The organism is Aliigemmobacter aestuarii (assembly GCF_004799285.1).
Taxonomy (GTDB): Bacteria; Pseudomonadota; Alphaproteobacteria; order Rhodobacterales; family Rhodobacteraceae; genus Aliigemmobacter; species Aliigemmobacter aestuarii.
The window spans coordinates 152,502-175,750 of the sequence record NZ_SSND01000003.1 but is presented as its reverse complement, the minus strand read 5'-3'; the positions used below and the strand labels follow the sequence as shown (position 1 = coordinate 175,750).

Annotated in this window: 24 protein-coding genes; 9 read left to right on the top strand and 15 right to left on the bottom strand. The window is 66.7% G+C overall.

All coding sequences use genetic code 11. From position 1 onward, the window contains the following. Window positions 1-6: 6 nt before the first annotated feature. The 3 genes from E7811_RS12085 to E7811_RS12075 all read right to left on the bottom strand — a co-directional run bounded on the left by E7811_RS12085 (window position 7) and on the right by E7811_RS12075 (window position 2,729). Complete coding sequence (locus E7811_RS12085; protein ID WP_136394913.1) at window positions 7-1,854, bottom strand: enoyl-CoA hydratase-related protein; 1,848 nt, start codon at window positions 1,852-1,854, stop codon at window positions 7-9. A 251-nt stretch (window positions 1,855-2,105) separates the two neighbouring features. Then, complete coding sequence (locus E7811_RS12080; RefSeq protein WP_136394912.1) at window positions 2,106-2,336, bottom strand: hypothetical protein; 231 nt, start codon at window positions 2,334-2,336, stop codon at window positions 2,106-2,108. Window positions 2,337-2,411: 75 nt separating this feature from the next. Beyond that, the gene (locus tag E7811_RS12075; protein ID WP_136394911.1) at window positions 2,412-2,729 is read right to left on the bottom strand and encodes a TraR/DksA family transcriptional regulator; all 318 of its coding nucleotides are present in this window, start codon (window positions 2,727-2,729) and stop codon (window positions 2,412-2,414) included. Between the two features lie 177 nt (window positions 2,730-2,906). Here E7811_RS12075 and E7811_RS12070 point away from each other — a divergent pair, with 177 nt between their 5' ends. From E7811_RS12070 to E7811_RS12055, 4 genes are all read left to right on the top strand, one after another. Further along, window positions 2,907-3,770: an MBL fold metallo-hydrolase gene (locus tag E7811_RS12070; RefSeq protein ID WP_136394910.1), complete on the top strand. Its 864-nt coding sequence runs from the start codon at window positions 2,907-2,909 to the stop codon at window positions 3,768-3,770. Between the two features lie 118 nt (window positions 3,771-3,888). After that, complete coding sequence (locus E7811_RS12065) at window positions 3,889-4,314, top strand: YeeE/YedE family protein (RefSeq protein ID WP_136395207.1); 426 nt, start codon at window positions 3,889-3,891, stop codon at window positions 4,312-4,314. Between the two features lies 1 nt (window position 4,315). Beyond that, entirely contained in the window at window positions 4,316-4,777 is a 462-nt protein-coding gene (locus E7811_RS12060; protein WP_246020412.1) for a DUF6691 family protein, read from the top strand. Between the two features lie 43 nt (window positions 4,778-4,820). Next, window positions 4,821-5,249 (top strand): TIGR01244 family sulfur transferase, encoded by a 429-nt coding sequence (locus E7811_RS12055; protein ID WP_136394909.1) that lies wholly within the window; start codon window positions 4,821-4,823, stop codon window positions 5,247-5,249. Window positions 5,250-5,381: 132 nt separating this feature from the next. Here E7811_RS12055 and E7811_RS12050 read toward each other — a convergent pair whose 3' ends face one another. The 9 genes from E7811_RS12050 to E7811_RS12010 form a co-directional block, all read right to left on the bottom strand. Further along, window positions 5,382-6,461: a FliM/FliN family flagellar motor switch protein gene (locus E7811_RS12050; RefSeq protein WP_136394908.1), complete on the bottom strand. Its 1,080-nt coding sequence runs from the start codon at window positions 6,459-6,461 to the stop codon at window positions 5,382-5,384. Between the two features lie 88 nt (window positions 6,462-6,549). Next, entirely contained in the window at window positions 6,550-9,240 is a 2,691-nt protein-coding gene (locus E7811_RS12045; protein ID WP_136394907.1) for an ATP-binding protein, read from the bottom strand. After that, a complete protein-coding gene (locus tag E7811_RS12040; RefSeq protein WP_136394906.1) occupies window positions 9,240-9,515 on the bottom strand; it encodes a hypothetical protein in 276 nt (91 codons plus the stop codon). The genes E7811_RS12045 and E7811_RS12040 overlap by 1 nt, the downstream gene beginning before the upstream one ends. Next, window positions 9,512-9,883 carry a response regulator transcription factor gene (locus E7811_RS12035; protein WP_136394905.1) on the bottom strand — a complete coding sequence of 124 codons (372 nt, stop codon included), beginning with the start codon at window positions 9,881-9,883 and terminating at the stop codon, window positions 9,512-9,514. Before E7811_RS12035 ends, E7811_RS12040 begins: the two co-directional genes overlap by 4 nt. A gap of 113 nt (window positions 9,884-9,996) precedes the next feature. Further along, complete coding sequence (locus E7811_RS12030) at window positions 9,997-11,295, bottom strand: XRE family transcriptional regulator (RefSeq protein WP_136394904.1); 1,299 nt, start codon at window positions 11,293-11,295, stop codon at window positions 9,997-9,999. A 122-nt stretch (window positions 11,296-11,417) separates the two neighbouring features. Continuing rightward, window positions 11,418-12,398 (bottom strand): ABC transporter substrate-binding protein, encoded by a 981-nt coding sequence (locus tag E7811_RS12025; protein WP_136394903.1) that lies wholly within the window; start codon window positions 12,396-12,398, stop codon window positions 11,418-11,420. A gap of 43 nt (window positions 12,399-12,441) precedes the next feature. Beyond that, complete coding sequence (locus E7811_RS12020) at window positions 12,442-13,335, bottom strand: ABC transporter permease (RefSeq protein ID WP_136394902.1); 894 nt, start codon at window positions 13,333-13,335, stop codon at window positions 12,442-12,444. Beyond that, the gene (locus E7811_RS12015; RefSeq protein ID WP_136394901.1) at window positions 13,332-14,198 is read right to left on the bottom strand and encodes an ABC transporter permease; all 867 of its coding nucleotides are present in this window, start codon (window positions 14,196-14,198) and stop codon (window positions 13,332-13,334) included. Before E7811_RS12015 ends, E7811_RS12020 begins: the two co-directional genes overlap by 4 nt. Window positions 14,199-14,345: 147 nt before the next feature. Then, window positions 14,346-15,122 (bottom strand): ABC transporter ATP-binding protein, encoded by a 777-nt coding sequence (locus E7811_RS12010; RefSeq protein ID WP_246020441.1) that lies wholly within the window; start codon window positions 15,120-15,122, stop codon window positions 14,346-14,348. Between the two features lie 172 nt (window positions 15,123-15,294). Between E7811_RS12010 and E7811_RS18350 the strand changes: the two genes are divergently transcribed. Continuing rightward, window positions 15,295-15,423, top strand: a complete 129-nt coding sequence (locus E7811_RS18350) for a hypothetical protein (protein ID WP_281277047.1) — start codon at window positions 15,295-15,297, stop codon at window positions 15,421-15,423. Between the two features lie 3 nt (window positions 15,424-15,426). On the opposite strand, the gene hydA is transcribed toward E7811_RS18350, so the two are convergent. Beyond that, complete coding sequence (hydA, locus tag E7811_RS12005; RefSeq protein ID WP_136394900.1) at window positions 15,427-16,881, bottom strand: dihydropyrimidinase; 1,455 nt, start codon at window positions 16,879-16,881, stop codon at window positions 15,427-15,429. Between the two features lie 72 nt (window positions 16,882-16,953). Continuing rightward, the gene (locus E7811_RS12000) at window positions 16,954-18,204 is read right to left on the bottom strand and encodes a Zn-dependent hydrolase (RefSeq protein ID WP_136394899.1); all 1,251 of its coding nucleotides are present in this window, start codon (window positions 18,202-18,204) and stop codon (window positions 16,954-16,956) included. Between the two features lie 176 nt (window positions 18,205-18,380). On the opposite strand from E7811_RS12000, the gene E7811_RS11995 reads away from it, so the two are divergent. The 4 genes from E7811_RS11995 (at window position 18,381) to E7811_RS11980 (ending at window position 21,869) form a co-directional block, all read left to right on the top strand. Next, on the top strand, window positions 18,381-19,013 hold the full coding sequence (locus E7811_RS11995; protein ID WP_136394898.1) for a TetR/AcrR family transcriptional regulator: 633 nt from the start codon (window positions 18,381-18,383) through the stop codon (window positions 19,011-19,013). Window positions 19,014-19,160: 147 nt separating this feature from the next. Then, window positions 19,161-20,555 carry a calcium-binding protein gene (locus E7811_RS11990; RefSeq protein ID WP_136394897.1) on the top strand — a complete coding sequence of 465 codons (1,395 nt, stop codon included), beginning with the start codon at window positions 19,161-19,163 and terminating at the stop codon, window positions 20,553-20,555. A 321-nt stretch (window positions 20,556-20,876) separates the two neighbouring features. Then, complete coding sequence (locus E7811_RS11985) at window positions 20,877-21,530, top strand: TetR family transcriptional regulator C-terminal domain-containing protein (protein WP_136394896.1); 654 nt, start codon at window positions 20,877-20,879, stop codon at window positions 21,528-21,530. Between the two features lie 60 nt (window positions 21,531-21,590). Then, window positions 21,591-21,869, top strand: coding sequence for a hypothetical protein (locus tag E7811_RS11980; RefSeq protein ID WP_136394895.1), 279 nt, complete (start codon window positions 21,591-21,593; stop codon window positions 21,867-21,869). A gap of 77 nt (window positions 21,870-21,946) precedes the next feature. Here E7811_RS11980 and preA read toward each other — a convergent pair whose 3' ends face one another. Then, window positions 21,947-23,245, bottom strand: coding sequence for an NAD-dependent dihydropyrimidine dehydrogenase subunit PreA (gene preA, locus E7811_RS11975; RefSeq protein WP_136394894.1), 1,299 nt, complete (start codon window positions 23,243-23,245; stop codon window positions 21,947-21,949). Window positions 23,246-23,249: the final 4 nt, after the last annotated feature.

Sequence of the window (23,249 nt, the reverse complement as noted above, 5' to 3'; positions counted from 1 at the left end):
CGCCGTTCAGGCGGCGGAGGGCCGCGCGAAGGTCTGAAACCCGTTTCCGGCGGACACCAGATCATCCAGCAGCGGCGGTGGCTGCCACAGATCGGCGGAATCGGCCGACCAGGCGCGCAGGTCGCGGCGCAGGATCAGAAGCCCGCGCCGTTCGGCCCAGTGCATCGGCCCGCCCTGCCAGCGCGCGAAGCCCGCGCCAAGGATCATCGCAAGGTCGATGTCGGAAGGCCGCGCCACCACGCCGCGCGCGATCAGCCTAAGCCCTTCGGCGGCCATCGCCGAAAGGCACCGCGCCAGCGCCTCTTCGGCCTGGGGGCGCCGTGGCATCCGGCCGGGCGCGGCCCTGACAAGCCCCGGCAGGCCCTCGGCCTGAAGCGCTGCGGAAAGTTCGCCCGCGTCCATGCCCCGTTCCACCAGCCAGGCCGCCGCGCCACGCCCCGCCGCCAGAACCCGCGGCACGACACCGCCGGGTGCGGCCACGCGCAGCGCGCTGCGCCCCAGATGCCGGACCAACGCAACGGCGGTGGCAACGGTTTCGGGCGCGCAACCTGGGGCCACGATAACCTCGGCCAGCCTCGGGCCAAGCGTGCCAAGCGTCAGGCCCAGAACATCCGCCCCCCGCGGCCCGTCCAATCCGCCCCCCTTGCCAAGATGCGCCAGAACGGTGCCGGGCGCGGTGGCTTCTGCCGCTTTTTCCAGGTGTTCGGGCGCGGCCAGAAGCACCATCTCGACCCGCGCGGCCACACCGAATTCCATCGCGGGCTTCAGCCGGACCCAGTCGGCGTCGCGCTGCGCCTCGGTCAGCTTGTCGGCCGTCACCAGTTCCTGCTGACGCGCAGCGACCAGTTCAAGCGCCGCGACAAGCTGGGATTTCGCCGGCTCAATCAGGATCACCGAATAGCCGGCCTGCAACAGCGGCAGAACCTGTTCGACCCCCGCCGCCCCGGCCACGGCGATGGTGCGCAAGGGGCGCGGCGTGGCGCCGGATTCGGGAAAACGCGACAGCGCGCGTTCGGCGAAAAAGACATGGCGAAGCGCCGCGGCCTCGGACGTGGCAAGCAGATCCTCGAAGGCGGCCCGCTCGAAGGCCAGCCCCTGCCCGAACGGCAGAAGAAGGGCTGCCTCGACACAGTCGATGATCCGTGCCGGGGCCTGAAGGCGCCCCTCCTTCGGCAGTGCCGCGCGGGCCGCGGCCACGGCACGCTGATAGGCCGTCGCGTCGCGCATCCCTTCGCGCCGGTCGCGCGTCGGAATCGGCGTGCCTGCCTCGGCCAGGGCCAGCGCCTCGGCCTCGGCGGCAGCGGCAAGGCCGTCCTCGACCACCCGGTCGACCAGCCCCATCGCCAGCGCCTCGGCGGCGCCCACCGGACGGCCCGACAGCATCAGCCGCAGCGCCTGTTCCGCCCCGATCAGGCGCGGCGTCCGTTGCGTGCCCCCCGCGCCGGGCAGAAGCCCCAGGCTGACCTCGGGCAGCCCCAACCGGGACTGGGCATCGGCGATGCGGCGGTGCGCGGCCAGCGCCAGTTCCAGCCCGCCGCCAAGCGCGCTGCCGTGAATGGCCGCGACGACGGGCTTCGGGCAGGATTCGATCCGGGCGCAGAGGTCGGGCAACAGCGGCGGCTGCGGCGGCAGGCCGAATTCGGCGATATCCGCCCCGGCGGGAAAGCTGCGCCCTTCGGCCCGCAGGACGATCGCCCTGACCAGGTGATCGGCATGGGCCACGTCAAGCGCGTGGCCGATCCCGGCGCGCACGCGATGCGACAGCGCATTGACCGGAGGGTTGTCGATGACGACATGCAGAACGCCCGTTTCCGTCCGGTCCAGCCGCACCGCCTGACGTTCGGTCACAGACATCTTCCCCCCTTCCGGACAGGTGATCCGCCGGCCTCTTGCCCCAATTCCTATGGCGTCAAGTTAACAGGGGGCCGGGGGGCCTTGGCAATCCCGATGAAGGCCTCGCAGCGGCGGAACACATGGGAAGGGCGCGGAATCGCCCCCTGCGACGGGATCACGAAGGGTATGGGTGCAGTTTCCAGCCGCCGCCGAAGCGGCGACAGACCCGACCACAGATCCGGCGCAAGACTCGACAGTAACCCCGGCGCCGGTCAGACCGGCATGTTGTCGAACCCGGATTCGACCATGTCCTCTTCCATGCGCGCCACCACATCGGCGCGCTGGCGGATATCTTCGGGGCGCGCGGCGGGCATCACCCGCATCAACGCCTCCATCTCGGCCAGCAGACCATCAAGCCGCGTCATCGCGGGAAAGGTCTCGGCTGTGCTATCGGCCGCCCCTTCGGGCTTTTCCATCGGCTGGCGCAAACGGTCTTGTGCCATCGGGTCCTCCTTCATGTGTCTTGCGCGACGCGGGCCCTGCCCTTCCGGCGGTGCGGACCGCCGCAGGCTGCGCGATCAGGCCGCGCAATTGCGGCAGAATGGGGTGAACGGCAGCACATCCAGCCGTTCCTCGGAAATCTCCGCACCGCATTTCGTGCAGAATCCGTAGTCTCCTTCCTCGATCCGGTGCAGGGCGGCCTCGATCATGCGGATCTCTTGCTGGCCGGAAACGCCCATCGATTCCAGAACCTCGTCACCCTCGCGTTCGGTGGCCAGTTCCTCCCAGTCCTTCGAGTCGTGGGAATCGAGCTCTTCCTCGATCTGTTCGAGCCGTTCGTTCAGATCGGCGAGCCGGGCCTCAAGTTGCGCCTTGCGTTTCGCGACATCAACCATCTTCGTCTCCTGTCCTGTCGGCTTTCAGCTAACCCTTTTTGGTCGGCCCGCTCCTTGACCCATGTCAAACCCTTTCGGCAACGGATCGCCCGCGCCGGGAGAATACATATTCAATAGTTGAAATACATTCCCGGACGGCTATATCCTTTGCGAAACTCGCATCCAGCGGAGGAAAAGATGCATCCCGCCGTTCACGCCTTCTTCGACGAAGCCACGAACACGATCACCTATGTCGTGCGCGAACCCGAAGGCCGCGCCTGCGCCGTGATCGATTCCGTCCTGGATTTCGATTACGCCTCGGGCCGGACCGACACGCGGTCCGCCGATGCGGTGATTGCCTTCATCAAGGCCGAGGGGCTGGATCTGCAATGGATCCTCGAAACTCATGTCCATGCAGATCACCTGTCGGCCGCGCCCTACATCCAGGAACGCCTGGGCGGCAAGATCGGCATCGGCGAACGGATCACCGTGGTGCAGGACACTTTCGGCAAGATCTTCAACGAAGGCACCCGCTTCCAGCGGGACGGGTCGCAGTTCGACCAGCTGTTCCGCGAGGGTGACAGCCTGATGATCGGCCAGATGCGCGCCGATGTGCTGCATACGCCGGGCCACACGCCCGCCTGCCTGACCTATGTGATCGGCGACGCGGCCTTTGTGGGCGATACGTTGTTCATGCCCGATTTCGGCACCGCGCGCTGCGACTTCCCCGGCGGGTCGGCGGAAACCATGTGGGACTCGATCCAGAAGATCCTGTCGCTGCCCGAACAGACCCGCATCTTCGTCGGCCATGACTACAAGGCCGAGGGCCGCGACCAGTATGCCTGGGAAACGACGGTGGGGGCGCAGAAACGGCTGAACAAGCATGTGGGCGAAGGCAAGTCGAAAGAGGATTTCATCCGCATGCGGACCGAACGCGATGCCCAGCTTGCCATGCCGCGGCTGATCGTTCCTTCGCTTCAGGTCAACATGCGGGCGGGCCAGATGCCGGAACCCGAAGACAATGGCGTGAGCTATCTCAAGGTGCCCGTCAACGGACTGTGACGCGCGCCGGGCGCGGGGTGAACCGGATGTGACGTGACCACAGACTGACATCACCCGGCCCGCCCCCTTGGGAGAAGGGGGCGGGTCGGTCAGAACACAACAGGGAAAATCACAAATGATACCGACAGACTGGATCTGGGGCTTTGTCGGAGGCCTCATGATCGGCGGTGCCGCCGCCCTCTACCTTCTCATGAACGGCCGCATCATGGGGGCCTCGGGCATCCTGGGCGGCCTTGTCGACGGCACGGGGCGCGACGCGATGGTCGAACGCTTGGCCTTCCTGTTCGGCGCGATGGCCGTCCCGCCGCTTCTGGTGCCACTTTACGACCGGGTTGATACGCAGATCACCTCGAACGCGGTCGTCATCATCGCTGCCGGGCTTCTTGTGGGCGTCGGCACACGTCTGGCCAACGGCTGCACCTCGGGCCATGGCGTCTGCGGCATCTCGCGGCTTGCCCCGCGCGGGCTGGCCTCGACCGCGCTTTACCTTCTGGGCGGCGCGGTGGCGGTTCTGGTCTTCCGTCACATGCTGGGGGTGATCTGAGATGGCGCAGCGCTTCATGGGGGTCGCGGATGCCCGCGACGTGGTGGCCTTCGTCGCCGGGTCGATCTTCGGGTCGGGCCTTCTGGTGTCGGGGATGATCGATACGAAAAAGGTACAGGGCTGGCTGGATTTCTTCGGCGACTGGGACCCGACACTGGCCTTCGTGCTGGGGGGGGCGGTGCTGCCGATGTTCTTCGTCTGGCGGTTCGCCGAACGGCGCGGCAAGGCCTTTCTGGGCGCACCGATCCCCGACCGGACGCCGCCGAAGCTTGACCGCAACCTTGTGGTCGGCTCGCTGATGTTCGGCGCGGGCTGGGGGTTGGCGGGGCTTTGCCCCGGCCCGGCGCTGGCCTCCTTCGCACTGGGGGGATGGGGCGGTGCCCTCTTCTTCCTGGCGATGGTCTCGGGTATGGTGGCGGCGCCTGCGGTGCGCGACCGTCTTCTGACCCGGCGCCCCGCGTGAAACGACACCTGAACCGATCCGATCCACGCGCGAAGGAAACCCGATGGACATCCGCCGCCTGACGCCCGATTACGCCGTCTCGCCCCAGATTTCGCCCGAAGACCTGGCCACGCTCAGGGCCGAGGGCTTTACCACGATCATCAACAACCGCCCCGATGGCGAAATTCCGGGCGACCTGCATGACGCGGTGATGCGGGCGAAGGCTGCGGAGCTGGGGCTTGACTTCGTGACCAATCCGGTGATCGGCGGGGCGATGACGATGGAGAACGTCCGCGCCCAGAAGGCCGCGATCGAGGCCGCCCGCGGCCCGATCCTGGCCTATTGTGCCAGCGGCAACCGATCGTCCGTGGTCTGGGCCCACGCCCATGCCGGACGGATGCCGGTCGATGACCTGATCGGGATTCCGGCGCGCTATGGCTATAACCTCGAACCCTTCCGGGGCCAGCTGACGACCCTGGCGCAGCAGGGCTGACAGCGCATCGGCGCGGGATCCAAGCGGGCTTACTTGCCCGCACCTCCTGCCCCAAACGGCCTGCCACGCAAAGCCTGCCCCGAACCGCAGGCAGGCCGTGCCGCCAGCCGTTTCAAGCGCCGTCGGCGCGCGTCATCCCCCGGTGCCGGTGCGCGGCAAAGGGGTTGCGCCATCGTCTCGCCGGGCCGCACTGCGAAGCGGCGGAAGCCCGGGCGCTGATCCGGCCCCCGAGCCCGAAGACCCCGGCCCCGCCTCGGGCTGGGGGCCTGCCTGCGCGCCCCCGTCGCGATCCTGGCCGATGCGGGTCAGGCGCACGGCGCGCATCCCCTGCATCTGGCCGAGCCGCCCGTCGGCTAGGTGCAGGCCATCGCTGCCCTGTACCTCGATCCGGGTCAGGTCGGCCTCGGGCAAGGGGATGACCTGCCCTTTCGCCCATCCCATCACATCGGCAAGCCGCAGCCGGGGCCGCGCCAGAACGGCCTGAAGGGTCGCCGTCATCTCAAGTGCCTGATCGCCCATCACGGCGGGCGGATGATCGACGCCGCCCGCGCCAGCCCCCGCGCGCCCAAATGGGACGGGATCGGCACAGCCCGGTCCGGTCGCGCGTGCGCCCGCCTGCCGGCGCGCCCCTTCGGACGGCAGGGCCAGCACGATCGGCCCCGCCCTTTCCCCGCCCGCCAGACCCAGCGGCAACGCCAGAACGCGATAGGACACATCGTCAAGGATCAGGCCAAGCGGGCGCACCTCGTCAAGGAACGAGGCATAGCGGAACCCCCCGGCCCAGATCAGGTCATCCTCATCCCCAAGTGCGGCGTCAAGCGCGGCAAGGGCGCGGTCGACGAAGCCCGCGACCATCGCCGCATCGGTGCGGGTGGGCTTGCGCGGCGCGACCGGCGCGGCGCTGACCCGACCGGTCGTCTGCGCCTCGATCAAGCCCGCAAGGACAGGCTGCGACAGGAACAGCACGCCCAGATCCTCGCCCGCGCCTTCCAGGATGGCGACCAGCGGCAGGTCGGGGGCCAGATCCAGAACCTCGGTCAGGGATCGTGTGGCAAGGTCCGGCGCCCCCGCCTCAACCATCAGGTCAAGGCCGTCGCGCGCCGCGCGGGCCAGCGCCAGCGGCCAGGCGCGCACGATCCCTGCCAACCGGCCCGCCGCGGGCGTGACCGCCGCCTGCCCCATCTTGCGCCGCAACACCGCCTGCCCGTTCACCTGCACCGTTCCCCGCGCGCCGCCTGTGGCCGCGTCCTGACCCCACCCTGCCCGGTCTTCCTTGCCAAAGCGTTGACAAGGAAGCGGATCACGCCAGCGCGGGCTTTTCCAGCCGCAAGGGCAGCGTCACCCGGAAGGCAGCACCACCCTGCCCCGGCAGATAGGTGATCGTGCCGCCCAGATTGGCCATGATCTCGCGGCAGATGGCAAGGCCAAGGCCCGCGCCCCCTGCACGGGTCTGGTCGGTCAGGCGGGCGAACTTTTCGAAGATCAGCGCCTGCTTGTCCTTCGGGATGCCCGATCCGTTGTCGATGAAATCCACCGTCACCCGCCCGCCCTTGTGGCGGACGACGATCTTCAGTTCCGGGTTCGCCGAATCGCAATATTTGCGGCTGTTCGAGATCAGGTTGATGAATACCTGCGCCAGACGGTCGGGGTCGGTCCGGATGTAAAGCCCTTCCGACGGCAGGTCGCGGTGGATGGTAAAGATCCGTTCCGGCCGGGTATGCGAGGACGAGGCGAGCGACCGGTCGATGATGCCTTGCAGGTTGGCAAGTTCGAGGTTGAGCTGCACCGTCCCGTTTTCCAGCACCGACAGGTCGAGCAGGTCATCCAGCAGCCGGGTAAGCCGGATCGCCTCTTCATTGATGATGCGGGCCTGCCGGGCGATCATCTCGGGAGGCATGTCGCCCTCCATCATGATCTCCGAGAACGCGCGGATCGAGGTCATCGGCGTGCGCAGTTCGTGGCTGATCTGCGACAGGAAGGCATCCTTCTGCACCGAAAGCTGGGTCAGCTTTTCGTTGGCTTCGCGCAACTGCCGGGCGGTGCGCGACAGCTCTTCCTGCTGGGCTTCCAGCCGGGCGGAATATTCCATGATCTGCGCGGATTCGCTGGCGACCGCCATCAGATCCTCGACCGAGACGGCGGCCCGGCCGGCAAGCTGCGAGATCATCGCATGCGCGGTCGCCGCCCCCACCGAGCCCGACAGCCGCCGTTCCAGATCGGCGATGAAATCCGGCGTCGGATCGGGCAGAAACCCGGCCTTGCCCTGCTTTTCCGCACTTTTCGAAAAGAAGCGCAGCGCCTCGTCATCACCAAGGATCCGTTGCGCCATGATCAGCAGCGCCTCGGGTTCGGCCTGCCCGCGCGACCAGCCAGTCGGCCCGGCGCCCTCGGCATCGAAGATGTTGACGAAGGCCGCGCCCTGCACCCTTTCGACCGGGCCGGGGAAGGACAGGACCGAGACCAGGAAGAAGGCCCCGGCATTGAGGATCAGCGACCAGAAGGCGGAATGGATCAGCGGGTCCATCCCTTCCACCCCGAACAGCGCGCGGGGGCGCATCCAGTCCAGCCCGAAAGGCCCTTCGGTGAAGACATGCACCGGGATCACCGCGCCCTCGCCAAAGGACGGCAGGAACAGCGTATAGGCCCAGACGGCAAAGCCCACCGACAGCCCCAACGCCGCCCCTGACCGCGTCGCCCCGCGCCAGAAGATGCCGCCCAGAAGCGCCGGCAGCATCTGCGCCGCCCCGACAAAGGAAATCAGGCCGATGGCGGCCAGCGCCGCCGAGCCGCCGGACAGCGCGTAATAGGCATAGCCCATGCCCAGAACCGCCCCGATCGACACCCGCCTTGCCAGAAGCACGATGCGCCGCAGGTCGCCCGCAACCGCCTTCTTCGGCAGAACCGCAAGGACGATCGGCATCACGATATGGTTGGAAACCATCGTCGCAAGCGCGATGGCGGCCACGATCACCATCGAGGTGGCGCTGGAAAACCCGCCAAGGAAGGCCAGCATCGCCAGCCCCTCGCGCCCTTCCGACAGGGGCAGGGTCAGCACGAAAAGATCCGGGTTGGCCCCGGCGGGCAGCCGTTCAAGGCCGATCACCGCGATCGGCACGACGAAAAGGCTCATGGCGAACAGGTAAAGCGGGAAGGCCCAGCTTGCCGTCGCCAGGTGCCGTTCGTCGCTGTTCTCAACGACAAGGACCTGGAACATCCGCGGCAGGCAGATCACCGCTGCCGCCGACAGAAACATCAGGCCCGCCCATCGGGAGGGCATCAGATCCCAATCCGCGATGGTCGAGGAGTTGACCCGCTCAATCACGTCCAAAGGCCCGCCCGCGAGCCCCCAGACGACGAAGATTCCCACCGCCAGAAGCGCCACGAGCTTTACCACCGCCTCGACCGCGATGGCGGTGACGACGCCGGGATGCTGTTCGTTGGCGTCAAGGTTGCGCGTGCCGAAGAGGATGGTGAACAGCGCAAGCCCCCCCGCGACCCAGACGCCCGTGGCCTGGCTGTCGGGCAGCGGTCCGTCGGCCGGCCCCGTCGCCACGAAGGCCCCGAAGGACAGCGTGACCGATTGCAGTTGCAGCGCGATGTAGGGGGTCGCCGCGACCACGCAGATCAGCGTCACGATGACACCCAGCAGGTTGGATTTGCCGTATCGGCTGGAAATCAGGTCGGCGATCGAGGTGATGCGGTGCTTGCGCCCGATCCGCACCAGCTTGCGCAGGATCCACCACCAGCCGACGAAAACAAGCGTCGGGCCAAGGTAGATCGTCAGGAACTCAAGCCCCGACCGCGCCGCATAGCCGACCGCGCCATAGAACGTCCAGGCGGTGCAGTAGACCGACAGCGACAGCGTGTAGACGAGCGGCGAACGCAGCCAGCCCGTGCGCCCGGTCGCGGCGCGATCCTCGACCCAGAAGGCCACGAGGAACAGGAAGATCACATAGGCCAGACAGGCCAGAACCAGAAGGTTGAACGCCATCAGTCCTGATCCTCGGGGCCGAGGGACTCATCCCCCGCCGGATCGGAAAGACCACGGGCCATCAGGGCGGCGATGACGATCAGCCCGGCCCAGACGAGGAACAGGTAGATCCCGTCGGGCGCGGTGTCGCGCGCTTCGGTCGTGGCCGGCGCCCACAGCATCGGCAGGAAGAAAAGGAACAGCCCCGCCACCGGCAACAGCCGGGCCGCATCCCGCATCCGCCGGGCGCGATAGCTGCGCCGCGGCAGGAACAGGGGCGCGCGCGGCCGTTTCATGCCCCGCCCGCCAGATCGCGCACCGCCGCCAGCATCTCGGCATTGGAAAAGGGTTTCGCCATGAACCGGTCGACGCCCGCGCGTTCGGCCTCGTCCCGTTCGCGGCCCTGTCCCTTGGCCGTCAGCATCAGCACGGGCATCGGCGACAGTTCGGCATCGGCGCGGATCGCGGCGAGAATCTCGAACCCCGACCGTCCCGGCAGCATCAGGTCGAGGATCACAAGATCGGGGCGGCCCGTTTTCATCGCCGCCTCGGCGGTCATCCCGTCGGACAGGTGCGTGACCTGCCAGCCATCCCGCCCCAGAATGAAGGAAATCGCCTCGGCGATGTGCTGTTCGTCCTCGATCAGCAAGACATGGCGGCTCATGTCGCCCCGGTCCCCCCGCGCATTTCCCTGAAGGCAGCCGATGGTCTGGCGGTCTCCGTCCCCTCGGCGCCGACTATCGGCGGAAATCCGCGCGCTGTCAAAGGCGGCGCATGTCACGTTCGCGCTTCGCCAAGGATCGAGGGTTCGCGCCGCGCTGCGCAATCGGAGATGGGGCAGATCCGGCAGGTCGTGCCGACCCGCAGGACCGCGTCCTGAGAACCGGGCGGCGACGGGTCGGGCAGCAAGAGCATCGCCGCCTCGCGCAGTTCCGGCCCGCCGAAGCCCGCCGGATAGCTGGGTTGGCAGAAAGCCCGCGCCAGATAGCGCCGCCCGCCACGCCCGGCCATCTCGATCCGCGACTCGACCGGGGCCATCGGCCGCCCCAGGGCCCCGTAAAGCGGCCAGAGCGCACAGCCCGTCCCGAAACGCGGCGGGGCAAATCCCTCGGCCGGCTTGCGATAGACGAGCGCACCCGAGGCGTCGCAGATCACCAACCCTGCCCTCAGATCGGAAAGCCCCGCGATCCGCCGGAAGACGGCAAGGATCGGGACCCCGAACCTTGCGGCAAGGCGGGCGGGTTCCATTCCCTCCTCGGCCAGCGCCGCGCGGAAAGGGGCCAAGGGCAGCGCCGCGGCATCGGCCTCGGCGCGTGCGACCCGGTCTCGCGCCAGCGCCCGCGCCGCCCCCGAGGCCAGCGCCTCGATCTCGGGCCGGAGCGCCTCGGCCCCCTCCGGGCCGTCGAGTTCCGGCAACGCCCACCCGCGCCCGTCAAGCCAGGCATCGACCTCTTCCTGCGGCGTGGCAATCGCCGCCTCGGCCTCGTCGCCCGACCCGTCCAGATAGGCCACCAGCACCTCGGCGCCTTCGGCAAGGCGTTCGCTGTCGGCGTGAAGGTTGTCGTGAAAGCGCCGGCGCCAGTCCGGGTCGATGTCGTCGGTTTCGGCAAGGATGGCGGCCGTGGACCTGACCGAGGACACCGCCGAAAGCAGTTCGTGCAGCGCCTGGTTCAGGTGCGGATCATGCGTCAGACGGTCGTTCAGCGCCGCGACCGCGCGTTCAAGCTGCCCCGTGCGGCGGAAAAGCTGCGCGGTCAGCCCGGCCCAACCGGGAAAGCGGCTGGTGAAATCCTCGATCCGGTCAACCTCGGGCCCGGCATCGGCCGCAGCCCCCGCCGCCGCCCGAAGATCGGCCTGAAGCGGCGCCTCGGCCCCTTCTCGCAGCGCATCGCCGGACACGCCAAGCACCTGCGCCAGACGCGCCAGCACATCCTCGCCCACCCGGCGGCGGTTGTGTTCGATCAGGTTCAGATAGGCCGCCGATATCCCCGCCCCGCGGGCGACGTCGGCCTGCCGCATCCCGGCCTGCAGACGCCGTTCGCGCACCCGAGTGCCGGTCAGGGATGTCTTGGGCATAGATCACCTCACAGGGGCGAGGTTTACAGACTGGTGGTGAATTTACAAGTTTGTGTAAAGCCTGCATGGAAAAGGCGCGCGGCAGTCGCCCGCCGCGCGCCCCCTGTCACCGCCTGACGCAATCAGCCGCCAAGCGCCTTGTCGGTGATCTGGTGCGTCCAGGCCCCTTCCGGCATTTTGGTGATCACCGGGTCCGACCCGCCCGACATCAGCGCCTGCACCGTGCGTTCGTAATCGGCCGGGTCCAGCGCGCCGGTCGAACCGGCGGTCAGCTTCGCGATCTCGCCCATCATCCGCTTCTGGTGGTTTTCGGTCTGCGCGCCGGTCTCGTCATTCTCGAGCACGATCATCGCCGCCTCGTCCGAGTTCTCCTCGGCGTATTTCCAGCCCTTCATCGACGCGCGCACGAAGCGCACCATCTTGTCCTCGAAGGCCGGGTCCTTGAGGTTCTCCTCCATCACGTAAAGCCCGTCTTCAAGCGTCGCCACGCCCTGGTCCTCGTACTTGAAGACGACCAGATCCTCAGGGGTCAGCCCGGCGTCGATCACCTGCCAGTATTCGTTATAGGTCATCGTCGACACGCAGGCGGCCTGCTTCTGCAGCAGCGGATCGACGTTGAAGCCCTGCTTGAGCACGGTCACGTCGCTGCCGTCCGTCTTCAGCCCCAGCTTGTTCATCCAGTTCAGGAACGGGTATTCGTTGCCGCCGAACCAGACACCCAGCGTCTTGCCCTTGAAATCCTCGGGCGAGGTGATGCCGGTTTCCTTGAGGCATGTCAGCATCATGCCCGAGGACTTGAACGGCTGCGCGATATTGACCAGCGGCAAACCCTTTTCACGCGCGGCCAGCGCCGAAGGCATCCAGTCCACCACCACATCCGCGCCCCCGCCCGCGATCACCTGCGTCGGCGCCACGTCCGGCCCGCCGGGAAGGATGGTGACGTTCAGCCCCTCTTCCTCGTAGAACCCCTTGTCCTTGGCCACGAAATATCCGGCGAACTGCGCCTGCGTAACCCACTTCAGCTGCAGCGTCACATCGTCGGCTGCCTGCGCCCCGCCTGCGGCGAATGCCGCCACGAGGGCCGTCGTCAGAAACTTCTTCATTGCCTTACCTCCTTGTTGAGCCCCGCCCACCCGGACGGGACGTTTAATTCCGCTGCGACGGGTGCCAGAACGTCACCCATTTCTCGATCATCGCCACCACACCATAGAACGCCGAACCCGCCAGCGCCGCCACCGCAATCTCGGCCCAGATCATGTCAAGACCAAGCCGTCCGATCTCGGCCGTGATGCGGAACCCCATGCCGACGATCGGGCTGCCGAAAAATTCGGCGACGATGGCGCCGATCAGGGCAAGGGTGGTGGCGATCTTCAGCCCGTTGAAGATGAAGGGCATGGCGGCGGGCAGGCGCAGCTTCCACAGCGACTGCCAGTAGCTGGCGCTGTAGGTGGCCATCAGGTCGCGCTGCATCCGGTCGGTGGCGGCCAGCCCCGCCACGGTGTTCACCAGCACCGGGAAGAACACCATCACCACGACGACCGCCGCCTTCGACTGCCAGTCGAAGCCGAACCACATCACCATGATCGGCGCGATCCCCACGATCGGAAGCGCCGCCACGAAATTCCCCACCGGCAAGAGGCCGCGCTGCAGGAAAGGGCTGCGGTCGATCGCAATCGCAGTCAGCACCGCCGCGCCGCAGCCGATCACATAGCCCGACAGCGCCCCCTTGACGAAGGTCTGCACGAAATCGGCCCAAAGCGTGGGCACCGATGCGGTCATCCTGGCCCAGATCGCGCTTGGCGCGGGCAGGATCACGGGCGAGATCGCATAAAGCGCCACCGCCATTTCCCACAGGGCCAGAACCGCGATCCCGAAGATCGCAGGCACCGCATAGCGCCGCCAGGGCGCGCGCCCCTCCGCCAGCCCCGCGTTGAACAGCCAGGCCCCCAGCCAGAGCGCGAGGACAAGACCAAGCCGCCAGTCCAGAACCAGCGCAAGGGCGACGACGGCCAGCACGAGGAAAGGCCAGAGGTTCCTCATCGTGCGGCCATCCCCATACGGCGCAGCGTGCCGCGCTCGATCCAGCCGATGATCGCCACCAGCGAGGCGGCGACGATCGCGGCGGCGAACAGCGCGGCCCAGATCTGCACCGTCTGCCCGTAATAGCTTCCCGACAGAAGGCGCGAGCCCAACCCCGCCACCGCGCCCGTCGGCAATTCGCCCACGATCGTGCCCACCAGCGAGGCCGCGATCCCCACCTTCAGCGAGGCGAAAAGATAAGGCATCGACGCCGGCAGGCGCAGCTTCCACAGGGTCTGCGCGTCGCTGGCGCTCCAGGTCCGCATCTGGTCAAGCTGCATCGCATCGGGCGCGCGCAGCCCCTTCACCATCCCCACCACGACCGGAAAGAACGACAGATAGGCCGATATGATCGCCTTGGGCAGGATCCCCGTCACCCCCATCGAGTTCAGCACCACGATGATCATCGGGGCGATGGCCAGAATGGGCACCGTCTGGCTGGCGATGGCCCAGGGCATCACGCTTTGATCCATTGCACGGTTGTGCACGATCCCCACCGCCAGCAGGATGCCCGCCGCCGTCCCGATGACAAAACCCAGAAGCGTGGCCGACAGCGTGACCCAGCCGTGATAGACAAGGCTGCGCTTCGAGGTCACCGCCTGCCCCGTCACCCCGTCCCACAGGCCCTTGACCACCTGGTGCGGCGCGGGCAGGACCGGGCGCTCCTGGTTCAGCGTCAGGGGGATCACCTGGGACAGCGTCACCTCCTGCCCGGCACGCGCGGCCTGATCATGGACCCAGGTCGCATTCATCCGCACCGCCGCCAGATACCAGACGCAAACAATGGCCAGAACGACCGTCAGGATGGGCAGGATCGATCTCATCCCCGCCCCCCTTCAACCTGATCAAAATACCCCGGGGGGCGTGGCCCGGCAGGGCCACGGGGGGCAGCGCCCCCATTACAAAAGCAACGGGCAGCGCCCCCACGACAAAGGCAACGGGCAGCACCCCCCCTTCCCTCGACCCGGACCTCATTCATCATAGGCATGCCCCGCCCTCAGCCCCTCGCGCACTCTGTGGGCGATGGCCAGGAACTCGGCTGAATCGCGGATGTCCAGCGGGCGCTTGCGCGGCAGCGTGCTTTCGATCACATCGGTGATCCGGCCCGGACGGGGCGACATCACCACGATCTTGGTCGAAAGATAGACCGCCTCGGGGATCGAATGGGTGACAAAGCCGATCGTCTTGCCGGTCTGGTCCCAGAGCTTCAGGAGTTCCTCGTTCAACCGGTCGCGCACGATCTCGTCCAGCGCGCCGAAGGGTTCGTCCATCAGAAGGATTTCCGCATCGAAGGCCAGCGCGCGGGCGATGCTCGCACGCTGCTGCATCCCCCCCGACAACTGCCAGGGGAACTTCTTGCCGAACCCGTCCAGATCGACCAGCTTCAGCACCCGGTCGATCCGCGCGTCCTGTTCGGCGCGGGCAAAGCCCATGATCTCCAGCGGCAGGCGGATGTTCCCGGCAATCGTGCGCCATGGGTATAGCCCCGCCGCCTGAAAGACATAGCCATAGGCCCGCGCCTGCCGGGCCGCCTCGGGCGACATGCCGTTCACCGTGAGGCTGCCGCCGGTCGGCTGTTCCAGTGCCGCGATGCAGCGCAGGAAGGTCGTCTTGCCACAGCCCGAGGGGCCGATGAAGCTGACGAAATCGCCCTTGCCGATCACAAGGTCCACGTCCTTCAGCGCATGCACCGGCCCATCCGCCGTACTGAACGTCAGGTTCAGGCCGCGCGCCTCGATCACCGGCATGGGCGGGCTGTCCCTCTCGGTCACGGTTTCCATCCCTTCACGCTCGCCATCCTTCACAATTCCGTTGCCCCGATCTGTTCGACTTGCGGCCAACTCCGACCGTTCCCATCTGCCCGATCAGAGACACAAAGACCCAAGACGTAAAGGCCCGAGACGTAAAGGAAGGACCGCCATGCAGACGACCCTCGCCTACGCCCCGACCCCCGAAGACCTTGCCGACGAGCATTTCTTCGAAGCGCCCGTGATCTACTCCGGCCAGACCGCGGCCGATGACGAGGAAGCCGAACAGGGCGAACCCTGACATTCACACCCCCGTCGCCGGAACGCCCGTCCGCGTCACCGGGCGCGGTGCGGTCAGTTCCTTCCACTGGCTCAGCGCCCGGTTGACCGCCGGGCGCGCCTCGCGGCCGACGAAACGGCCATGCCCCTCGCGGCTGTCGACCTTGCCTTCGGTCACCGAAACATGCCCGCGCGACAGGGTGAATCGCGGCAGGCCCGCCACCTTGTGCCCCTCGAACACGTTGTAGTCGATCGCCGACTGCTGCGTCCCGGCCGTGATCACCTTTTCCGCCTTCGGATCCCAGACCACCAGGTCGGCATCCGCCCCCACCAGAACCGCGCCCTTCTTCGGGTAGAGGTTCAGGATCTTGGCGATGTTGGTCGAGGTGACGGCCACGAATTCGTTGGGCGTCAGCCGCCCGGTCCCCACCCCATGCGTCCAGAGCATCGGCAGCCGGTCCTCCAGCCCGCCGGTGCCATTGGGGATCTTCGAAAAATCCCCCATGCCGAACCGCTTCTGTTCCGTGGTAAAGCTGCAATGATCGGTCGCCACCACCGACAGGCTGCCCGATTGCAGGCCGGCCCAGAGGCTCGCCTGATGGTCCTTCGACCGGAACGGCGGCGACATCACGCGCCGCGCGGCATGGTCCCAGTCGGGATGGAAATATTCGGATTCGTCCAGCGTCAGGTGCTGGATCAGGGGTTCCCCCCAGACCCGCTTGCCCGCCTGACGCGCGCGCCGGATCGCCTCATGTGCCTCCTCGCAGGACACATGCACCACGTAAAGCGGCACGCCCGCCATGTCGGCGATCATGATCGCGCGGTTCGTCGCCTCGCCCTCCACCTGCGGCGGGCGCGAATAGGCATGCGCCTCCGGCCCCCGGTTGCCCTCGGCCAGCAGCTTCGCGGTCAGTTCCGCCACCACGTCGCCGTTCTCGGCATGGACCATCGCCAGCCCGCCCAGGTCGCCCACCCGGCGGAACGAGGCGAACAATTCGTCATCGTTCACCATCAGCGCGCCCTTGTAGGCCAGGAAATGCTTGAAGGACGTGATCCCCGCCTTCACGCTTTCGGCCATGTCCTCCCACACCTTCTCGCCCCACCAGGTGACGGCCATGTGATAGGAATAGTCGCAATGCGCCCGGCCCGACTTGTTGTGCCACATCTGGGCCGCATCCATCAGCCCCTGGCCCTGCCCCGGCAGCACGAAATCCACCACCATCGTGGTGCCCCCCGCCAGCGCCGCCCGCGTGCCGCTTTCGAAATCATCCGCCGAATAGGTGCCCATGAAGGGCATCTCCAGATGCGTGTGCGGGTCGATCCCGCCGGGCATGATGTAGCACCCCGTGGCGTCCAGCACCCTGTCGCCCTTCAGGTTCTGACCGATCTCGGTGATCACACCGCCCTCGATCTTCACATCCGCCGCATGGGACAGGTCCGCCGTGACGACCGTCCCGCCCTTGATCACCGTCGATGCCATCCCAAACCCTCCTGCCATTTTCTGTCTGCAAGTATCCCGGGGGTCCGGGGGCAGAGCCCCCGGCCTTCGGCCTCAGCCCACAACCTCCGCCACCTCAAGACAGGCGTGCAGCAGCACATCCGTCCCCGCCGCGGCCCATTCCGGGCTGATCTCCTCGGCCTCGTTGTGCGACAGGCCATCCACGCAGGGGCACATGATCATCACCGTGGGCGCCACGCGGTTGATCCAGCAGGCATCATGCCCCGCACCCGAGACGATATCCATGTGGCTGTAGCCCAGCCGTTCGGCCGCGCCGCGCACCACCTTCACCAGACCGGGGTCGAAGGTGACCGGGTCGAAATGGCCCACCGGCTCGATCTCGCAGCCAAGGCCCAGTTCGCGCGCCACCGCATGGGCCGCGCGTTCCACCTCGGCGCGCATCGCGTCCAGCTTGCCCTGTTCGGGGCTGCGGATATCCACCGTGAACACCACCTTGCCGGGGATCACGTTGCGGCTGTTGGGATAGACGTTGCACTGCCCCACCGCACCCACGGCATTGGGCTGGTGGCTCATCGCGATCTGGTGCACGCGTTCGGTGATCCGCGCCATGCCAAGCCCTGCGTTGACCCGCATGTGCATCGGCGTGGACCCGGTATGCGCATCCTTCCCCGTCAGCGTGATCTGCAGCCACCACAGCCCCTGCCCGTGGGTGACGACGCCGATCTCGCGCCCCTCGGCTTCAAGGATCGGGCCCTGTTCGATGTGCAGCTCCAGCATGGCGTGCATCCTGCGCGCGCCCACCGGCTCATCCCCGACCCAGCCGATCCGCGCCAGCTCGTCGCCAAAGCGTTTGCCCTCGGCATCGCGCCGGTCATAGGCGAAGTCCTGCGTGTGCATCCCGGCGAAGACGCCCGACGCCAGCATGGCCGGCGCGAAACGCGTGCCCTCCTCGTTCGTCCAGTTCGTCACCACGATCGGGTGGCGGGTCCTGACCCCCATGTCGTTCATCGTGCGCACCACTTCCAGCGCGCCCAGAACCCCCAGCACCCCGTCATACTTGCCGCCCGTGGGCTGGGTATCCAGATGGCTGCCCATGTAGACCGGCAGCGCGTCAGGGTCCTGCCCGGCCCGCGTTGCAAACATGTTGCCCATCGTATCGACGCCCATCGACATGCCCGCGGCCTCGCACCAGCGGCGAAACAGGTGGCGCCCCTCGCTGTCGGCATCGGTCAGGGTCTGGCGATTGTTGCCGCCCGCGATGCCGGGGCCGATCTGGGCCATCTCCATCAGGCTGTCCCACAGCCGCGCGGAATCGATACGGAGGTTTTCCCCGGGTGCTGGCATCAGCTTGCTCTCCCTGTTCGGCCGCGCCCGTCTGGTTTCGGTCTGACTGGTTCCGGTCTGTCCGGTTCCGGTCTGTCTGCGGGCTTGCGGCGAATCTTTTCCTGACCGTATGGTCAGGTTGAAGCGCATCACAACCTGACCATCCGGTCAACGGAAATCTGGATCAGAGGCCGGCCATGAACGAACAGCCCCGCCCGACCCGCCGAAACGAGATCAGGGCGCAGAATGAAACGCTCATTCTTCGGGCGGCCGAGAAAGTCTTTGCCGAAGCCGGGTTCGGCGGCGCGACGATGCAGCTTATCGCCGACATGGCGGGCCTGCCCAAGGCGAACCTGCATTACTATTTCCCGACGAAGGAATCGCTTTATCGCCGCGTGGTGCAGGACATCTTCGAGATCTGGCTTCAGGCAGCCGCCGCGATGGACGATGCCCCCGGCCCGGTCGAGGGGATCGGCGCCTATATCGACGCCAAGATGGAAATCTCGCGCCGCCACCCCGACGGCTCCAAGGTCTGGGCCTCCGAGGTGATGCACGGGGCGCCGGTGATCCAGGACTATCTGGAAACCACGCTGCGCGACTGGACACGGGGCCGCGCCGCGCTGATCCAGCGCTGGATCGACGAGGGCCGAATGGCGCCGGTCGATCCCAACCACCTGCTGTACATGCTCTGGGCGACCACCCAGCACTACGCCGATTTCGGCCACCAGATCGAGACGCTGAACGGCGGCCGCGCGCTGAGCGATCGCCAGTGGCAGGCCGCGAAGGAAAGCGTCAAGCAGATCATCCTGCGCGGCATCGGGGCGCTCTGACGCGCCCGACGGATCGGGCAAGACCGCGAAAAAAACTAGTCGAAAGTATAGCCAGAATCGATTTGTCTTGGCAGGGTGCCGACAGTGACCAGTCGCCGAAGTGTCGGTGTTTCTACCCATATTTGTATTTGCAGAGGGACTTTCGCCTTGCCCACGAACGATCAGCTCGATTCGAGCCTCGACAGCCTTGCCCCGTTCCTCCCCCTTCTGACGGCAGGGGGATACACCGGCCCAACCACGGTGAACGCCGTGCTGAACCTGACAGTGGGCCAGTTCCGCGCCCTGCTCGACGACATCCCGCCGCTTCTGCGGACGATCCCGGCGGCGGTCTGGCAGAATGCGCTGTCCAGCACCCCGCCCGGCCCGGCGCGGACCGCGCTTCAGCAGTTCGCCAATGGCAACTTCTCGCTGATCGAGGACGCGCTTGATACCGCACGCGCAGCGCTTTCGGGCTATCCGCCCTCGACCACGCTGCGCGACGCGCTGGAGGGTCTGGGCGTCGATACCCTGCCCTTCGAATATGACATCCCCGCTTTTGCCGATTTCGGCCTGCCCGAGGCGCTGCGCGGCGGCGGCTTCACCTGGGAGACGCCGGAATTCACCATCGACGCGAATGGCAACTGGTCCTATCTCGGCTATTCCGGAAACGGGGTCGATGGCTTTGACGCCCGCGGCAGCGGCGGCCTTGCCGGGCTTTGGGTCGGGGCCGCGAACCTGATCGGCGCGATGTATTTCGAGGCGATCGAGGCGGGCCTGCGCAGCGCGGGCATCGCCAATCCGGGCCGCGTGGCGACCAACGCCACCAATGCCGCCGCGCTGATGGAATTCCAGGACACGGCCACCGAGCTGATGGAGACGCTGCTTGGCGGAACCAACCTCGCACGGTTTGCCCGCAACGCCGAGACACAGCTTTTGCAGGCCGGGCGTGACGTGGTCCTGAACGGCGATGCCTTCTTCGACGGGCTCCTGCGGCTGGTCGGCTATTCCGTCAGCCAGTCGGATGTGGTCTTCGGCATGCACAGCGGCAGCGGCTTGCGCAGCTTCGGCAACCATCGCGACACCTATCTGGGCGGTGCCGCGGGCGACCGGGTCAACCTTGGCGGGCGCGACGACAGGGCATTCGGCCTTGCCGGGAACGACCGGCTGAAGGGTCAGTCGGGCAACGACGTGCTGTTCGGTGGCAGCGGAAGCGACCGGCTGTTCGGCGGCAACGGAAAAGACCGGATCGACGGTGGCAACGGAAAAGACCGGATCGACGGTGGCAAGGGCAACGACAAGCTGACCGGCGGATTTGGCGCGGACGATTTCGTCTACAACGGCGGGGCCGACAGGATCACCGATTTCAGCGCCCGTCAGAACGACGAGATCGTGCTGAACCGCGGCGCGCTTGGCCTCGGCAACCGGACCGCAGAGCAGGTCGTCCGCGCCTTTGCCGAGGATGCGGGCACATCCGTCGTCTTCGATTTCGGCGACGGCAACACGCTGACGCTGGCCCGCGTCGGCAGCCTCGCGGGGCTGGCAGACGACATCATCCTCGTCTGAACCGCGAAAGAAGCGGGGCGCGTCCGAAACCGGTACCGGACGCGCCCGGCAGCCCTTGCCGGGACCGGATCGCTCCCTAGATCATCTGCACGAAACGCCAATTGACGGAGTGCTTGATGTTCAAAGGCCTGACCCGCTCTCTCGCCATCGTTCTGGGGATGATCACCGCCGTACCCTATCTGATGATCCTCGCTGTCGAATAACAGGGCGAATAACGGGGCGAATAACGGGTCACGGACCCGACCGGGAAACCGAACAGGTTTGCAGTGCGCCGGATTTTGCGGCATTTGGGTATGTGTTTGCCCAGATGACGGTGTCCAGATGCCCCAGAAGCCCCGCGCGCGCACGAAAATCCAGATCCGGAACTCCGAAACCATTCTGGATGCCGCGCTTGACGTGTTTTCGCAGCACGGCTTCCGGGGGGCGACGCTGGACCAGATCGCCGAGGTGGCGGGGCTGTCGAAGCCCAACCTTCTGTATTATTTCGCCTCGAAAGAGGCGATCCATCAGGCGCTTCTGTCGGAACTGCTCGACACCTGGCTTGACCCGCTGCGCGCCCTGCGCGCCGATGGCGAGCCGATCGGGGAAATCCTTGGCTATGTGCATCGCAAGCTGGAGATGAGCCGCGACTTTCCCCGCGAAAGCCGCCTCTTTGCCAACGAGATCCTGCAGGGCGCCCCCCGTATGATGGAAGCGATCACCGGCGAACTGAAGACGCTGGTGGACGAAAAGGCCGCCGTCATCCGGGATTGGGCCGATGATGGCCGCATCGCGCCGGTCGATCCCTATCACCTGATCTTTTCGATCTGGGCGCTGACCCAGCATTACGCCGATTTCGACGTCCAGGTGCGCGCTGTCCTTGGGCCGGGCCACGACCCCTTCGCCGAGGCAGACATCTATCTGGACACGCTGTTCCGCAAGCTCCTGACCCCGCAGCAGGAGGGACCGGCGCCGCAGACAGGTCCGGCCACGTGATCCGCTCCATCGCGGCTTAACCACGCCTTAACCATCACCGGCGATCCTGCCCCCATGCAGATGCCGCTTCCCCTTCCCGCACCTGATGCGAACCTCAAGTCCCTTCCCGTCGGTCCTTTCGGCCCGGCTCCGACAAACCCCGGCTGGGCGGCCGCGCTTTTCGACAGCCGGGCCGCGCGAAAAGGCGGCATCCTGCGCCGCGCCGTGCGGGACGTCGACCGGGAAATCGGCCGCGCCGCCTTTCTGGACGAGGTGCGAAAACGCGGTTTTCACTGCCTCGAATGCGCCGGGCAGTTCATCATCATCTGCAACGCCGGACAGATCCGGATCGTCTGTTGAGCCGGAGGGGGTGAGAGAAAAATCTTCGTACGAAGATTTTTCGCCCCCGAAGATTTTTCGTACGAAAAATCTTCTCCCTACTCCGCCGCGCGCGCCATCGGGTTGTTCGGATGGGTCGTCCAGTTGGCGTAGGGTGCCACCTTGCGTCCGGTGCGCGGGTCGGTTGCGCCGAGCGGCATCTGTTCCATGGTGATGCAGTTTTCCACCGGGCAGACGTTGACGCAGAGGTTGCAGGCCACGCATTCCTCATCCTTCACGGTAAAGACGCGGTCGGCCGACATGGCGATGGCCTGGTGGCTGGTGTCCTCGCAGGCCGCATAGCAGCGACCGCACTTGATGCAGGCGTCCTGATCGATCACCGCCTTGGTGACGTAGTTCAGGTTCAGGTCCTGCCATTCGACGAAATTCGGAACCGCGCGACCGACCAGATCGGAAAGCGCCATGTTCTTTTCGTCCAGATATTGTGACAGGCCCGAGATCATTTCCTGCACGATCTTGAAGCCATAGGTCATCGCCGCGGTGCAGACCTGCACATTGCCCGCGCCAAGTGCCATGAATTCCGCCGCGTCGCGCCAGGTGGTCACCCCGCCGATGCCGCTGATCGGCAGGCCGCGGGTTTCGCCGTGGCGGGCGATTTCGGCCACCATGTTCAGCGCGATCGGCTTGACCGCCGGACCGCAATAGCCACCATGCGATCCCTTTCCGTCGATCATCGGGAAGGGGCTGAAGTGGTCGAGGTCGACATTGGTGATCGACTTCACTGTATTGATCAGGCTGACCGCATCCGCACCGCCGCGTTTCGCCGCCATCGCGGGCGGCAGGATCGAGGTGACGTTCGGTGTGAGCTTCACGATGCAGGGCATCTTCGAATAGTGCTTCACCCAGGCGGTGACCATTTCGATATATTCCGGCACCTGCCCCACGGCACTGCCCATGCCACGTTCGGCCATGCCGTGCGGACAGCCGAAGTTCAGTTCCACCCCGTCGGCGCCGGTATCCTCGATGCGGTGCAGGATGTCCTTCCAGCTTTCCTCGTCGCAGGGCACCATGAGGCTGATCACCATCGCACGGTCGGGATAGTCCTTCTTGACGCGGCGGATCTCGGCCAGGTTCACCTCGAGCGGGCGGTCGGTGATCAGTTCGATGTTGTTCAGCCCCAGAAGGCGGCGGTCGGCCCCCCAGATCGCGCCGTAGCGCGGCCCCGAGACGTTGACGATGGGCGGACCCTCGCTTCCGAGGGTCTTCCATACCACGCCGCCCCAGCCCGCATCGAAGGCGCGGCGGACGTTCACTTCCTTGTCCGTCGGCGGGGCCGAGGCCAGCCAGAACGGATTGGGGGATTTGATGCCGATGAAGGTCGATTCAAGGTTGGCCATGTCG